The sequence below is a fragment of the Oceanimonas baumannii genome, from assembly GCF_002245495.1.
GTDB lineage: Bacteria > Pseudomonadota > Gammaproteobacteria > Enterobacterales > Aeromonadaceae > Oceanimonas > Oceanimonas baumannii.
The window spans coordinates 1-13938 of sequence record NZ_NQJF01000025.1 but is presented as its reverse complement, the minus strand read 5'-3'; the positions used below and the strand labels follow the sequence as shown (position 1 = coordinate 13938).

The following is a 13938-nucleotide window of genomic DNA, read 5'->3' as shown; positions in this document are numbered from 1 at the left end:
CAAGCGTTGATTTGAACTTTGTTTTGTTCGTTTTCAACGTTTGTGACCGTTGGCGTGTTGCCCCGTGTCAGTGGATGCGCATTATAGGGAGCCGCGGATTTTGCGCAAGGGCTTTTTTGACATTTTTATTAAAAAAGGCGGCTTCGTATGAAAAACATACTGAAACCGCCTTTTTGTTGTCATTTTGTTGCGTTTACTTAGCTTCTTCTGGCTACTTTTTTAGCAAATTCACTGACCTTATCCCAATCGGTGAACTCCAGATCCCGGCTGGTGTCTGTGCTGCCGCCGGTAATTTTCATAATCAGCTGAATAATACGTGTCTGCCACCAGTTATATTCACTGTATTGCAGCGCACCGGCAAACACACCTATGGTTCTTGGCCGCCAGGAAGAGCGGGCCAGAAACTTCTTAATGTAGGCATTATTACCCGGAACCGCCTTTTCGGGCTTGCGGGCAGTCAGGCATACGCAAAAGAAAGCAGAATCGGCCACCGCCAGCTGCTCACTGTGGTGATGAATAAAGTTATAGACACTGTCGTGAAAACGGCCGTAGCGAATGGAGGCACCAATCAGCACCTTGTCATATTTGCTGAGGTTCTTTTTAGGACTTGTATGTAAGTCCACCAGCTCCACCTCATAACCACTGAATTCATTCCGCATCGCCTCAATGATCTTGTGAGTCTGACCATTACGGGATGAATAAAGCACCAACAGTTTTTCCATATACTCCTCAATCAGCTTCGCCAGAAAGCAGGCGTAAACAGCACCAACAGGGTAAAGATTTCCAGGCGACCAAACAGCATCGACAACACCAAAATCCACTTGGCACCATCAGTCGTATTGCCAAAGTTGGCTGCCACCTCGCCCAGACCCGGACCAAGATTATTCAATGTGGCCACCACGGCAGTAAACGCCGTCAGCTCGTCCATACCGGTTGCCAGCAGAGCAAGCATGCAAAGGACAAAGACCAGTGCGTAAGCGGCAAAAAAGCCCCAGACAGCCTCAACCACTCTATCAGCTAACGCTTTGTTGCCAAGCTTTATTCGATAGACTGCTCGCGGGTGGATCAGCCGCTTCAGCTCCCGCATGCCCTGCAGATTCAGCAGCATGATGCGTACCACCTTGATACCGCCTCCGGTACTGCCGGCGCAACCACCGATACAGGAAGCGAACATCAGTAATATTGGCAAGAACAGCGGCCACTCGGCAAAACCTGTAGTACTGAAGCCAGCGGTCGTGGCAATGGATACCGACTGAAACAAAGCCTGATCCAGCGCCTGCCAGGGATCGCTGTACACCTGATGCGCCAACAGCATGGCCATACATATAAAGGTAAGCACCAGCTGGACGCCAATAAACACTTTCAGCTCAGGATCCATCCGATACACCGACAGGCGCAGTCCTCTGTTGGAGAAAGCGGCAAAGTGGAGGCTGAAGTTGACCCCGGCAATAATCAGAAAAACCACGATAATCAGGTTAATCACCGGGCTGTTGAAGTGCCCCACACTGGCATCGTAGGTAGAAAAGCCGCCGATGGCGATGGTGGAAAAGGAATGACAGATAGCGTCAAACAGGTTCATTCCCGCCAGCCACAGCAACAGAGCACAGACAATGGTCAACACCAGATAGATGTACCACAGCGCCTTGGCCGTTTCGGCAATACGCGGTGCCACCTTGTTATCCTTTACCGGACCCGGGATCTCGGCCCGGAACAGCTGCATGCCGCCAATCCCCAGAATAGGCAAGATCGCCACCGCCAGCACAATAATGCCCATACCTCCCAGCCACTGCAGCATCTGACGATAAAACAAAATGGCTTTGGGCAGATTATCCAGCCCGCTGATCACGGTTGCTCCCGTGGTCGTCAGCCCCGAAAAAGACTCAAAAAAGGCCTCAGCTACCGTCATCTGCGGCTGTGCGCTAAGCAAAAAAGGAATGGCACCAACACTGCCCAGTACCGTCCAGAACAGCACCACTATTAAAAAGCCTTCCTTGGCCCGCAGATCTTTATGGTGTGTCCGGTTGGGAAACCACAGCACCAGCCCCAGCACCAGACAAATAAGAAAAGCACTGAAAAAGTCGAGGCCTGCGCCGTCCCGGTAAATGTAAGCAACCAGCGCCGGAGCCAGCATGGTGACACTGAACAGCGCCACCAGAATACCAACAATACGAATAATGGAGCGAATATGCATGCTTGTTACGAAGCTCAAGTGTTAATCGGTAAGCGGGCGCGCGATCACCCTTCCCTGTGTTCTGTCTTTAATCTGTCGGATCAGGTTGTCGAGCAACCGAATGTCCACCTGCAGCACGCCGCTGACAACGGCACCGTAATCCACCTGCGCCCAGCGGGCTCCGCTTTGAGACAGCAGATTATCCAGCAGAGCCACATCGCTGTAATCGGCGGACAGTGCCAGTCGCCCTTCAATCACTTTTTCTACCGTGGTCAGTTCAGCCAGAGCACCGTTCACCGAACTGCCATAGGCCCGCACCAGACCACCGGTGCCCAGCTTGATACCGCCAAAATAACGCACCACTACCGCGGTAACTTCACCAATACCGGAGCCCTGCAAGACGGCCAGCATGGGCTTGCCGGCAGTACCTGACGGCTCGCCATCGTCGCTGAAGCCAAGCGCCTGAGAGTCGTTCGGTGCACCCGCAATAAAAGCCGAGCAATGGTGTCCGGCACCGGGATATTCGTCCCGCAGCCGTTCAATAAACGCCTTGGCTGCCTCCGCATCGGGCGTATGTGCCAGGAAAGCAATAAAGCGGCTTTTTTTAATTTCCTGTTCCCACACCACAGAGGCCGCCGGAACAAGATAGGGAGAAGCGGTCATGGGTCGTCCCTGAACGGTTCTGGCCGGCTGTTAACGCCGGTACATATGCTACAAGGCCGGTCATCATAGCACAGCTGTTCCTGCGCCACGCCGCGCCGGGATCACGCACTTCGCTTTTTAAACGAGCGTTTTAAAAGACATTGAAAAGTGCTTATTTACTGTCCATAGTGATTCCATTATGCCCGGTTGTTTCCGGCGCTGCGTCAGGGAATTCAAGGAGATATACATATGATCTACCAAGGTGAAGCCCTCTCGATCACCCTTATGGACAATAGCATTGCCGAACTTTGCTTTGATGCACCCGGCAGTGTTAACAAGCTGGATAGTGCGACCCTGCTATCACTGGAAACAGCCCTCACTGCCCTGGAGCGCACAGCAAATGTGAAGGGCCTGCTGATTGCCAGCGCCAAAGACACCTTTATAGTGGGTGCCGATATCACCGAGTTTCTCGACAAGTTTGAGCTGCCTGAAGCCGAGCTGGCAACCTGGCTGGGCCGGGCCAACAGCATTTTTAACCGCATGGAAGACTTGCCTTTCCCGACCTTGAGCCTGATCCGGGGATATGCCCTCGGCGGCGGCTGCGAATGCATTCTGGCAACCGATTTCCGTCTGGGTGATGCCAGTGCCTGCATAGGCTTGCCAGAAACCAAACTGGGCCTTATGCCCGGGTTTGGCGGTACCGTCCGGCTGCCCCGGCTGGTGGGGGCAGACAATGCCATGGAGTGGATTACCACCGGGCAGGATCATCGGGCTGATGACTGCCTGAAACTGGGAATACTGGATGCGGTAGTAAGCACTTACAAACTCAGGGAAACTGCCATCAGGGTGCTACAACAGGCCGATGAATACCGCTGGCAAGATCGCCGCTGGCAGAAAACCTCCCCCCTCACCCTGAGCAAGACGGAAGCCACCATGAGCTTTGCTACCGCCAAAGGCATGGTGGCAGCCAAAGCCGGCCCACACTACCCCGCTCCGCTGATGGCAGTCGCCACCATGGCCACCGCTGCCGGCATGAGCCGTGACGATGCCCTGCAGGTAGAACAGGATAATTTCATCAAACTTACCCGTACCCCGGCCGCCCGAGCCCTGGTGGGTATCTTTCTGAATGATCAGCTGGTCAAGGGCAAGGCAAAAAAGGCAGCCAAACACACCACTGCCGTCCAGCAGATGGCAGTACTGGGGGCCGGTATTATGGGCGGCGGTATTGCCTGTCTGGCTGCGGTAAAAGGGATACCGGCTGTGATGAAAGACATTGATGACAAGGCCCTGTCACTTGGCATGAATGAAGCCGGCAAGCGGCTGAATCAGCAGCTGGAACGAGGGAAAATTGACGGCACACGGCTGGCCAGCGTGCTATCCAGTATTCGCCCTACACTGAGTTATGACGAACTGGCCGACGCCGATCTGGTGGTGGAGGCGGTGGTGGAAAATCCGGACATCAAGGCCAGAGTGCTGACAGAAACAGAACAAAAGGTAAATGAAAACGCCGTCATCGCTTCCAATACCTCGACTATTCCCATCTCGGCCCTGGCAGACAACCTGAAGCGGCCAGAACGGTTCTGCGGCATGCATTTCTTTAACCCGGTGCATCGTATGCCACTGGTGGAAGTCATTCGCGGTAAAAAAACCAGTGACGAGACCATCAATCGGGTTGTGGCTTGCGCCTTGGTTATGGGCAAAACACCCATTGTGGTCAATGACTGTCCCGGTTTTTTTGTCAACCGGGTGCTGTTTCCCTATTTCTTTGGTTTCACCCATCTGCTGGCCGACGGTGCAGACTTCACCGATATCGACAAGGTTATGGAGAGCCAGTTTGGCTGGCCCATGGGACCAGCCCGGCTACTGGATGTGGTCGGCATAGATACCGCTCACCATGCCGCCGCAGTGATGGCAGCAGGGTTTCCCGACCGCATGACACCGACTGGCAGCTCCGCCATTGAGCTGATGTTTAAGCAGCAATTCCTGGGGCAGAAGAACGGGCACGGCTTTTATAGCTGGCAGCAAGACAAAAAAGGCCGGCTGCAAAAAACCGTTAATACACAGGGGATGGCTCTGCTGAAAACGGCCTATGGTGAATCACGTCCCTTTGAAGCCGATGACATTGTCGCCCGCATGATGGTCCCCATGGTCAACGAAGTAGTGCGCTGCCTGAAAGAAGGCGTTATCGCGTCACCCGCCGAGGCAGACATGGCGCTGATACTCGGGCTGGGATTTCCGCCATTCCGCGGTGGCGTATTCCGCTGGCTGGATATTATCGGCCTGAAACAATATATGGCCATGGCGGATCGTCATGCCGGTCTGGGCCCGCTTTATCAGGTCAGCGACCGGCTGCGCCACATGGCACAACATAATGAAACCTTCTATTGATTGGCGGCAGGAGACATATCATGAAAGACGTGGTTATCGTTGATTGTATTCGCACTCCCATGGGCCGCTCCAAAGGCGGGGCCTTTCGCCATGTGCGTGCCGAAGATCTGTCTGCCCACCTGATGCAGGGGCTACTGGCCCGCTCCCCGTTACTGAATGCCGGGGAAATTGAAGACATTATCTGGGGCTGTGTGCAGCAGACGCTGGAACAGGGGTTCAATATTAGCCGTAATGCCGCCTTACTGGCCGGATTACCTAAAACCGTGAGCGCGGTTACCGTAAACCGCCTGTGTGGCAGTTCCATGCAGGCGCTGCATGATGCCGCCCGGGCGATCCGAACGGGCGACGGCGACATTTTTATGATCGGCGGGGTAGAACATATGGGCCATGTACCCATGGATCATGGCGTGGATTTCCACCCACGGCTGGCTCTGAACGTGGCCAAAGCCGCCGGTATGATGGGACTAACCGCCGAAATGCTGGCAAAAATGCATGGTATCAGCCGCGAACAGCAAGACGCTTTTGCCCTGCGCTCCCATCAGAAAGCGTATGAAGCCACCCTGCTGGGCCGCTTCAAGAACGAAGTACTGGCCACCCGTGGTCATGACGCCGATGGCGCGCCGCTGCTGCTGGATACCGATGAAGTTATCCGCCCCGACACCAGCCCGGCATCACTGGCCAGTCTGAAGCCGGTGTTTGATCCGGCCAACGGCACGGTGACTGCCGGCAGCTCGTCGGCCTTGTCGGACGGGGCCGCCGCCATGCTGGTGATGTCTGCAGATAAAGCCGAATCGCTGGGACTCACCCCCAGAGCCAGAGTTCGAGCCATGGCAGTAGCCGGCTGTGAGCCATCAGTAATGGGCATGGGTCCGGTACCAGCAGTGTACAAGGCATTGCAACGAGCCGGTCTTGCTCTGCAGGATATTGAGCTGTTTGAGCTGAACGAGGCCTTTGCAGCCCAGTCGCTAGCGGTACTGAAAGAACTAAACCTGTTCGATACCCTGGATGACAGGGTAAACCTGAATGGCGGTGCCATTGCGCTGGGACATCCGTTGGGTTGCTCGGGAGCCCGCATCTGTACCACCCTGATTAACCTGATGGAGCAGCAGGATGCCACTCTGGGAGTCGCCACCATGTGCATAGGCATGGGTCAGGGCATTGCCACCGTATTTGAACGCATATAAGAGAACAAGAAGGTTGACCATTATTTCATCAGCATTAAGATAGGCGGGTTTTTACGACGAAGTTAACTGATATGACCGTTTATCTTTCCGATGCCCACCATCACCTGGATGCCACCGGCCTGCGTTGCCCGGAGCCGGTTATGATGGTGCGCAAGCAGGTGCGCACCATGGCCACCGGCGAAATTCTGCTAATCACTGCCGACGATCCGTCCACCACCCGCGACATTCCCAGCTTCTGTCGCTTTATGGAGCACCAGCTGCTGTCCAGCCAGGTGGAACAACTGCCTTACCAGTTCCTAATCCAAAAAGGGAACTGAACCGCGAGCGGGCGCACGCTGCTCGCTCCAGTAACCTGCTATGCTGGGGCTCTCTCGTACTGTCGGAGCCCCTATGCTTGCCGTCAGCCATGCCCTTGGCCCCTTATTCCTGCTGATCCTGACCGGCGTTGTGCTACGCCTGCTACGCTTTCCAGATCCGCCCTTCTGGGCCTCGGCCGAACGCTTTATTTATTTTCTGCTGTTTCCGGCCATGCTGATCAGCACCCTGGCCACCGCCGACTTCAGCCAGGTGGCCTTCACCGGCATGATAAGCCTGCTCACCACCCTGCTGTTACTGCTGGCCGCCGCCCTCTGGCTGCTGCGCCACCGGCTGGAGCCGGATAGTGCGTCATTCAGCTCGCTGTTCCAGGGGGCCCTGCGTTTCAACACCTATGTGGGCCTGGCCGGTGCCGCCGCGCTTTATGGCGATGCCGGCATCACTGCCGCCGCCGTGGCCATCGCAGTGATGGTCCCCCTGGTAAATATTCTCTGCGTATTGATGTTTGTTGCCAGTGACAGCCGTGGTGCCGCAGGCCTGTGGCGCGCGCTGAAGGCACTGATCCGGAACCCCCTGCTACTGGCCTGCGCAGCAGGTATCGCGCTTAACCTCAGCGGTATCGGCCTGCCAGGCTGGAGCCAGGATACCCTGGCACTGGCCGGCCGGGCGGCGCTGCCACTGGGTCTTATCGCCGTAGGTGTTGCCCTGCAACCCAAAGCGCTGCGGGGCACCGGCAATGCGTTCTGGCATGCCTGTCTGATCAAGTTCGGGGTACTGCCCCTGCTTGCCCTGCTCGGCGGCAAACTGCTGGGCCTGGGGTCGATGGAGCTGGGAGTCGTTGTACTGTTTGCTGCTCTGCCTACCGCCACCTCTGCCTATATTCTGGCTCGCCAGATGGGAGGGAATGCTTCATTGATGGCCGCGATCATCACCGGCCAGACACTGCTTGCCATGGCATTACTCCCCTTGTGGATAACGCTGCTAAATATGCTGCCATAAAAATGCCCGCCATTTGGCGGGCATTTTTTATCGCTTCCGGATGGCACTTAGCCCATGGGGCTTAAGGTAATTTCAACCCGGCGATTCTGAGCACGGCCCTGCTCGGTAGCATTGGTGGCGATCGGCTGGCTGAAGCCCACACCGCGAATATTAAAACGGTTGGCAGCGGCACCCTGGCCGATCAGGAACTGCCCCACAGTAGCGGCACGGCGCTCAGACAGCCCCTGGTTAAAGCTGGCAGAGCCGGTATTGTCAGTATGGCCCACCACGTTCACCCAGGTCTTGTCGTACTCTTTCAGTACCATGGCAACACCACTCAGGGTATTGTAAAAACTCGGGGACAAGTCGGCACTGGAGACAGCAAACGTCACGTTGCTGGGCATATTCAGAATAATCTGATCACCGTTACGGGTCACGCTGACACCTGTGCCGCGCATACGGTCACGCAACTTGGCTTCCTGCACGTCCATATAATAACCCACGCCGCCCCCCAGCGCGGCACCGCTGGCAGCACCGATCAGTACTCCTTTGGCGCGGTCACTGTCTCCTGAGGATACCCCTCCGATCACAGCACCGGCCAAGGCACCAAGACCACTACCAATAGCCGCGCTGGAGGTTTCGCGTTCGCCGGTATAAGGATTGGTCGTACAGGCGGAAAGCGCCATTGCCGCCGCCACGGCAAGACAAATCTTTTTCATAGTTAATCCCGTTAACAAAGCACAAGTAAGCGACAATATAGCGCTGTGTTACCGCTAACACCAAGTCCGTATTAAGCCATTACGGTCATTGGCTGACGTGACCGGGGTGACAATGACAGCACCGCAGATGATCGTTCACCATACCTGTGGCCTGCATAAAAGCGTAACAACTGGTACTGCCCACAAAAGCAAAACCATGGCGCTTCAGTGCCCGGGCCATAGCATCAGATTCCGGCGTGGTCACCGGTACGGCAGCGGGATCGCTCCAGTCATTAATTACAGGCGTCCCCCCCACAAAACTCCATAACCAACGGCTGAAATCGATACCTTCCTTTTCCATGGCCAGATAAGCATGCGCATTGGTAATAATGGATTCAATTTTGCGCCGGTTACGCACAATACCGGCATTTTGCATCAGGCGGTCCACATCCTCGGCCGTGAATGAAATCAACTGCGTTGGTTCAAAGCCGGCAAAGGCTTCACGATAAGCCGGAATCTTGCACAAAATAGTAAACCAGCTAAGACCGGCCTGCTGGCCATCCAGACACAATTTTTCAAACAGTGCCCGGCTGTCATACTCAGGCACCCCCCATTCATTATCGTGATAAGCAATATAACGCGGGTCCTGATTGACCCAGGCACAACGCTGCACCATGGTGCCTCCCTAATTCAGCCTATATTCACACCGGACCAGCGGGTATACTCGGTAACCTAGTTTCACTCAGCAAACGCACCTATATCAAGGCGCTATCATCATGCAAAAATTCGATATCAATACCTTTCAGGGTCTGATCCTCACATTGCAGGATTATTGGGCCCGTCAGGGCTGCACCGTGGTGCAGCCACTGGACATGGAAGTGGGTGCCGGCACTTCACACCCCATGACCTGCCTGCGGGCCATCGGCCCCGAGCCCATGGCTGCCGCGTATGTACAGCCTTCCCGCCGCCCGACCGACGGCCGTTACGGCGAAAACCCCAACCGCCTGCAGCACTATTACCAGTTTCAGGTGATGATCAAACCGTCACCTGACAATCTGCAGGAACTGTATCTGGGATCACTTGAGGCGCTGGGACTGGACCCTCAGGTACATGATATCCGCTTCGTGGAAGATAACTGGGAGAACCCGACTCTCGGTGCCTGGGGTCTGGGCTGGGAAGTCTGGCTCAATGGCATGGAGGTCACCCAGTTCACCTACTTCCAGCAAGTAGGCGGTCTGGAATGCAAACCCGTGACCGGAGAGATCACCTATGGTCTGGAGCGCCTGGCCATGTACATTCAGGGCGTGGATTCTGTCTATGACCTGGTATGGTGCGATGGCCCTCTTGGCAAGACTACCTATGGCGATATTTTCCATCAGAACGAAGTAGAACAGTCTACCTACAACTTCGAACACGCTGATGTCGACTTTCTGTTCAGCTTTTTTGAACAGTGCGAAAAAGAATGTCAGCACCTGCTGGAGCTGGAAACGCCGCTGCCGCTGCCTGCCTACGAGCGCATACTCAAAGCCGGCCACGCCTTTAACCTGCTGGATGCCCGCAAGGCCATCTCGGTAACCGAGCGTCAGCGCTATATTCTGCGTATTCGTACCCTGACCAAAGCCGTCGCCGAAGCTTATTACGCATCCCGCGAAGCCCTCGGTTTCCCTATGTGCAAAAAAGAAGGATAAGGCCATGGCTGAACAGAATTTCCTGGTAGAAATCGGTACCGAAGAGCTGCCTCCCAAGGCCCTGCGCAATCTGGGTCAGGCCTTTGCCGATAACCTGCAAAACGAACTCAACAGCGCCGACCTGGCCTTTGCTGCCATTCGCTGGTTCGCTGCCCCTCGTCGCTTGGCGGTCCAAGTGACCAGCCTGGCTGGCGCTCAGCCCGACAAGCAAGTTGAAAAGCGCGGCCCCGCTGTACAGGCTGCTTTTGATGCCGATGGCAACCCCACCAAAGCCGCTCTGGGCTGGGCCCGAGGTAACGGTATCAGTGTGGAGCAGGCCGGTCGTCTTAAAACCGACAAAGGCGAATGGCTGGTGCATGTGGCCGATATTAAAGGCCAGCCCGCCGCCGATCTGCTGCCCGCCATGGTGGAGCAGGCACTGAGCAAACTGCCGATCCCCAAAGCCATGCGCTGGGGCGACAAATCCATCCAGTTTATTCGTCCGGTACATACCCTCACCCTGCTGCTGGGCGAGGAACTGCTGCCAGCCACCATTTTGGGTATTAGCTCCGACCGCATCATTCGCGGCCACCGCTTTATGGGCGAACAGGAGTTTCAACTGGATCATGCCGACCATTACCTTGAGCAACTGGAACGCCGCGGCAAAGTGCTGGCCGACTTCGAACGCCGCAAGGCCATCATTGAAGCCGGTGTAAAAGACGCCGCTGCCGTGGTAGGCGGTATCGCCGATCTGGAAGAAGAGCTGCTGGAAGAAGTCACCTCCCTGGTAGAATGGCCGGTAGTGCTGACGGCATCCTTTGAAGAAGAGTTTCTCAAAGTACCGGCCGAAGCTCTGGTGTACACCATGAAGGGTGACCAGAAATACTTCCCGGTATACGACACCAACGGCAAGCTGCTGCCGAAGCTCATCTTCGTCACCAATATCGAGTCCAAGGACCCGAGCCAGATCGTTCAGGGCAACGAAAAGGTAGTTCGACCGCGCCTGGCCGACGCCGAATTTTTCTTTAACACCGATCGCAAAACCACCCTGGCTTCACGCCTGGAGATGCTCGACAACGTGCTGTTCCAGCAGCAATTGGGCACGGTAAAAGAAAAGTCTGAGCGCATCAGCGCACTGGCCAGTTATGTGGCCGCGGCCATTGGGGCTGAACAGGCCCATGCCGAGCGTGCCGGCCTGCTCTCCAAGTGCGATCTGGTCACCAATATGGTGTTTGAATTCACCGACACGCAGGGCGTGATGGGCATGCACTATGCCCGCCACGACGGCGAGCCGGAAGCCGTTGCTCTGGCCCTGAAAGAGCAGTACCAGCCGCGCTTTGCCGGTGACGATCTGCCCGGACAGGACGTCTCTGCCGCTGTAGCACTGGCTGACAAGCTAGATACCCTGGTAGGTATTTTTGGTATCGGACAGGCCCCAAAAGGCGACAAGGATCCCTTCGCCCTGCGCCGGGCCGCACTGGGCGCCCTGCGTATTATTGTGGAAAAAGGCTACCAGCTCGATCTGCTGATGCTGATCGATCAAGCCCGCGCGCTCTATGGCAGCAAGCTGTCCAACCAGAATGTGGCTGACGATGTGCTGGAGTTTATGCTGGGCCGGTTCCGCTCTTGGTATCAGGATCTGGGCTACGGTGTCGACGTGATTCAGGCCGTACTGGCCCGCCGCCCCACCCGTCCTGCCGACTTTGACGCCCGGGTGAAAGCGGTCAGTGCCTTCCGCGAACTCGATGCTGCCATTGCCCTGGCCGCCGCCAACAAGCGGGTAGGTAATATCCTGTCCAAGTTTGACGGTGAAATTCCTGCCGAGGTCAATGCCGGCCTGTTACAGGATGACGCTGAGAAAGTACTGGCAGCACAGGTTGCTGAACTGACCGAGCGTCTGGCACCACTGTTTGCTGGTGGCGACTACAGCAAGGCGCTGGCTGAGCTGGCATCTCTGCGTGAGAGTGTAGATGCCTTCTTTGATCAGGTAATGGTCATGGCCGACGATGATGCCGTTCGCCTGAATCGCCTGGCTCTGCTCAACCAGCTGCGCAACCTGTTCCTGCGCGTCGCCGATATTTCTCTGCTGCAATAAGCCGGCAAGTTGTGCCCCGTGTTTAAGCCCCGCTTTGGCGGGGCTTTTTTATTGGCTGTTTCACGTGAAACACGCCTTTTATCCAGTCGACACCCATGACGATATCCGCTACCGTGTTTTTTTATCATTAAATTGTAACTGGTAGCTTGAACATGGAATTCTCAGCATTCGGACAGAAGTTCACCCGACACTCCGGCATCACTCTGCTGATGGACGATCTCAACCAAGGCCTCACTGCACCTAATACCATTATGCTGGGCGGTGGTAATCCGGCCGCTATTCCGGAGGTACTGGCCTATCTGGACAGACAGGCACAGGAATTGCTAAAAACCGGGGATTTGCTGAAAGCCATAGCCAATTACGATGGCCCGCAGGGCAAGGACAGCTTTATTCAAGCACTGGCCGAGCTGCTGTCCAAAGAGCTGGGCTGGCAGGTAGGCCCCGAGAATATCGCCCTGACCAATGGCAGCCAGACAGCCTTTTTCTACCTGTTTAACCTGATGGCCGGTGACTTCAGGGGCGGTCGCAGAAAGAAAGTGCTGTTTCCGCTGGCACCGGAATATATCGGATACGGCGACAGCGCTCTGGACGAGGACCATTTTGTAGCATGCAAACCGGAAATTCGGCAGTTTGATAATGGAATGTTTAAATACTACGTGGACTTTGATCACCTTGAGGTGGGTGATGATATTGGTCTTATCTGTGTGTCGCGCCCCACCAACCCGACCGGCAACGTCCTTACCGATGAAGAAATTCGCCACCTGGACCAGATTGCCCGGGACAAAGGCATTCCCCTGTTGATTGACAATGCCTACGGCACTCCTTTTCCCAATATCATTTTCAGTGACGCTACCCCGTTCTGGAATGACAACACCATATTGTGCATGAGCCTGTCAAAGCTGGGATTGCCCGGCGTGCGCTGCGGTATTGTGATTGCCAACCCCACGATTGTTAAAGCCATTACCAATATCAGCGGCATCGTGAACCTGGCCCCTGGCAGCATGGGACCGGCCCTCACCCTTCCGATGATCAAAAACGGTGACATCATTGAACTGAGTAACAATGTCATCAAGCCCTTCTATCAGGCCAAGGCCGAGCAGGCAGTAGAATGGCTGCAACAGGCCATTCCTCAACCCTGGTTCCATATTCACAAACCGGAAGGCGCATTGTTTTTATGGCTGTGGTTTGAGGATCTACCGGTACATTGTCAGGAGCTGTATCAGCGCCTTAAACAAAAAGGCCTGCTGGTGGTGCCGGGCCATTACTTCTTCCCGGGGATCGAAGACGAACACTGGGCCCACAGCAAGCAATGCATTCGCCTGAATTACGCCCAGCCGGAAGCGGACGTGAAAGCGGGCATCGAGATTCTGGCGAAGGAAGTGCTGGCCATTTATGGCGAGGCCTAACCCAAACTCGCTTGCAGAGCCGAGCAAGGTCGAGCATAGCGCCCACCCCACCGACACGCTTCGAGCCCTTCCGTGGGCCGCTCGGCAAATGCCATCCATGGCATTTGATCGGTCGGTGGAGCGGTTCCCTTTTCTCTCCCCTCAAGCACTTGCACTGCCTGCCGGTTTTACAGATGCGCCGCAACTGCTGGAAAGAAGTCCCTCTTGACCGACGGCTCTCGGGGCCCACAGTCAACTGAGCCCAAAAACAACAACGCCGGCTTACGCCGGCGCTGGAGGATCCCCTCATAATTCGGAGCTCCCCGCGTGATGAGCCAGGCGCATTAACTCCAGTCTGGCCCAGTGCAGCATCTGCTCGGTGATACGATAGTGTGGCCGCTTTCGGATCTCTTTAC

12 protein-coding genes are annotated in these 13938 nt (G+C 55.7%); 7 read left to right on the top strand and 5 right to left on the bottom strand.

The window, feature by feature from the left end:
* Positions 1–197 precede the first annotated feature (197 nt).
* The 3 genes from hemG to B6S09_RS17875 are packed head-to-tail and all read right to left on the bottom strand — an operon-like array spanning position 198 to position 2833.
* Positions 198–722 (bottom strand): menaquinone-dependent protoporphyrinogen IX dehydrogenase, encoded by a 525-nt coding sequence (hemG, locus tag B6S09_RS17885; protein WP_094279842.1) that lies wholly within the window; start codon positions 720–722, stop codon positions 198–200.
* Between the two features lie 11 nt (positions 723–733).
* Entirely contained in the window at positions 734–2191 is a 1458-nt protein-coding gene (locus B6S09_RS17880; protein ID WP_094279841.1) for a TrkH family potassium uptake protein, read from the bottom strand.
* A gap of 21 nt (positions 2192–2212) precedes the next feature.
* Positions 2213–2833: a YigZ family protein gene (locus tag B6S09_RS17875; protein WP_094279840.1), complete on the bottom strand. Its 621-nt coding sequence runs from the start codon at positions 2831–2833 to the stop codon at positions 2213–2215.
* A gap of 228 nt (positions 2834–3061) precedes the next feature.
* Between B6S09_RS17875 and fadB the strand changes: the two genes are divergently transcribed.
* The 4 genes from fadB (at position 3062) to B6S09_RS17855 (ending at position 7698) form a co-directional block, all read left to right on the top strand.
* The gene (fadB, locus tag B6S09_RS17870; RefSeq protein WP_094279839.1) at positions 3062–5200 is read left to right on the top strand and encodes a fatty acid oxidation complex subunit alpha FadB; all 2139 of its coding nucleotides are present in this window, start codon (positions 3062–3064) and stop codon (positions 5198–5200) included.
* A gap of 20 nt (positions 5201–5220) precedes the next feature.
* Entirely contained in the window at positions 5221–6384 is a 1164-nt protein-coding gene (gene fadA / locus B6S09_RS17865) for an acetyl-CoA C-acyltransferase FadA (protein ID WP_094279838.1), read from the top strand.
* Between the two features lie 71 nt (positions 6385–6455).
* Positions 6456–6701 carry a sulfurtransferase TusA gene (gene tusA / locus B6S09_RS17860; RefSeq protein ID WP_094279837.1) on the top strand — a complete coding sequence of 82 codons (246 nt, stop codon included), beginning with the start codon at positions 6456–6458 and terminating at the stop codon, positions 6699–6701.
* A gap of 73 nt (positions 6702–6774) precedes the next feature.
* Positions 6775–7698, top strand: a complete 924-nt coding sequence (locus B6S09_RS17855) for an AEC family transporter (protein ID WP_094279836.1) — start codon at positions 6775–6777, stop codon at positions 7696–7698.
* A gap of 47 nt (positions 7699–7745) precedes the next feature.
* Here B6S09_RS17855 and B6S09_RS17850 read toward each other — a convergent pair whose 3' ends face one another.
* Both B6S09_RS17850 and B6S09_RS17845 read right to left on the bottom strand, forming a co-directional pair.
* A complete protein-coding gene (locus B6S09_RS17850; RefSeq protein WP_094279835.1) occupies positions 7746–8396 on the bottom strand; it encodes an OmpA family lipoprotein in 651 nt (216 codons plus the stop codon).
* An 85-nt stretch (positions 8397–8481) separates the two neighbouring features.
* Entirely contained in the window at positions 8482–9051 is a 570-nt protein-coding gene (locus B6S09_RS17845) for a DNA-3-methyladenine glycosylase I (protein WP_094279834.1), read from the bottom strand.
* Between the two features lie 100 nt (positions 9052–9151).
* Here B6S09_RS17845 and glyQ point away from each other — a divergent pair, with 100 nt between their 5' ends.
* The 3 genes from glyQ to B6S09_RS17830 all read left to right on the top strand — a co-directional run bounded on the left by glyQ (position 9152) and on the right by B6S09_RS17830 (position 13543).
* Positions 9152–10063 carry a glycine--tRNA ligase subunit alpha gene (glyQ, locus tag B6S09_RS17840; protein ID WP_094279833.1) on the top strand — a complete coding sequence of 304 codons (912 nt, stop codon included), beginning with the start codon at positions 9152–9154 and terminating at the stop codon, positions 10061–10063.
* Between the two features lie 4 nt (positions 10064–10067).
* Entirely contained in the window at positions 10068–12137 is a 2070-nt protein-coding gene (glyS, locus tag B6S09_RS17835) for a glycine--tRNA ligase subunit beta (RefSeq protein ID WP_094279832.1), read from the top strand.
* A 152-nt stretch (positions 12138–12289) separates the two neighbouring features.
* Positions 12290–13543, top strand: coding sequence for a valine--pyruvate transaminase (locus B6S09_RS17830; protein ID WP_094279831.1), 1254 nt, complete (start codon positions 12290–12292; stop codon positions 13541–13543).
* Positions 13544–13938: the final 395 nt, after the last annotated feature.

Bases quoted from the DNA above. Each gene is read 5' to 3' on its own strand.
- hemG (WP_094279842.1), bottom strand. From the start codon at position 722: ATGGAAAAACTGTTGGTGCTTTATTCATCCCGTAATGGTCAGACTCAC.
- B6S09_RS17880 (WP_094279841.1), bottom strand. From the start codon at position 2,191: ATGCATATTCGCTCCATTATTCGTATTGTTGGTATTCTGGTGGCGCTG.
- B6S09_RS17875 (WP_094279840.1), bottom strand. From the start codon at position 2,833: ATGACCGCTTCTCCCTATCTTGTTCCGGCGGCCTCTGTGGTGTGGGAA.
- fadB (WP_094279839.1), top strand. From the start codon at position 3,062: ATGATCTACCAAGGTGAAGCCCTCTCGATCACCCTTATGGACAATAGC.
- fadA (WP_094279838.1), top strand. From the start codon at position 5,221: ATGAAAGACGTGGTTATCGTTGATTGTATTCGCACTCCCATGGGCCGC.
- tusA (WP_094279837.1), top strand. From the start codon at position 6,456: ATGACCGTTTATCTTTCCGATGCCCACCATCACCTGGATGCCACCGGC.
- B6S09_RS17855 (WP_094279836.1), top strand. From the start codon at position 6,775: ATGCTTGCCGTCAGCCATGCCCTTGGCCCCTTATTCCTGCTGATCCTG.
- B6S09_RS17850 (WP_094279835.1), bottom strand. From the start codon at position 8,396: ATGAAAAAGATTTGTCTTGCCGTGGCGGCGGCAATGGCGCTTTCCGCC.
- B6S09_RS17845 (WP_094279834.1), bottom strand. From the start codon at position 9,051: ATGGTGCAGCGTTGTGCCTGGGTCAATCAGGACCCGCGTTATATTGCT.
- glyQ (WP_094279833.1), top strand. From the start codon at position 9,152: ATGCAAAAATTCGATATCAATACCTTTCAGGGTCTGATCCTCACATTG.
- glyS (WP_094279832.1), top strand. From the start codon at position 10,068: ATGGCTGAACAGAATTTCCTGGTAGAAATCGGTACCGAAGAGCTGCCT.
- B6S09_RS17830 (WP_094279831.1), top strand. From the start codon at position 12,290: ATGGAATTCTCAGCATTCGGACAGAAGTTCACCCGACACTCCGGCATC.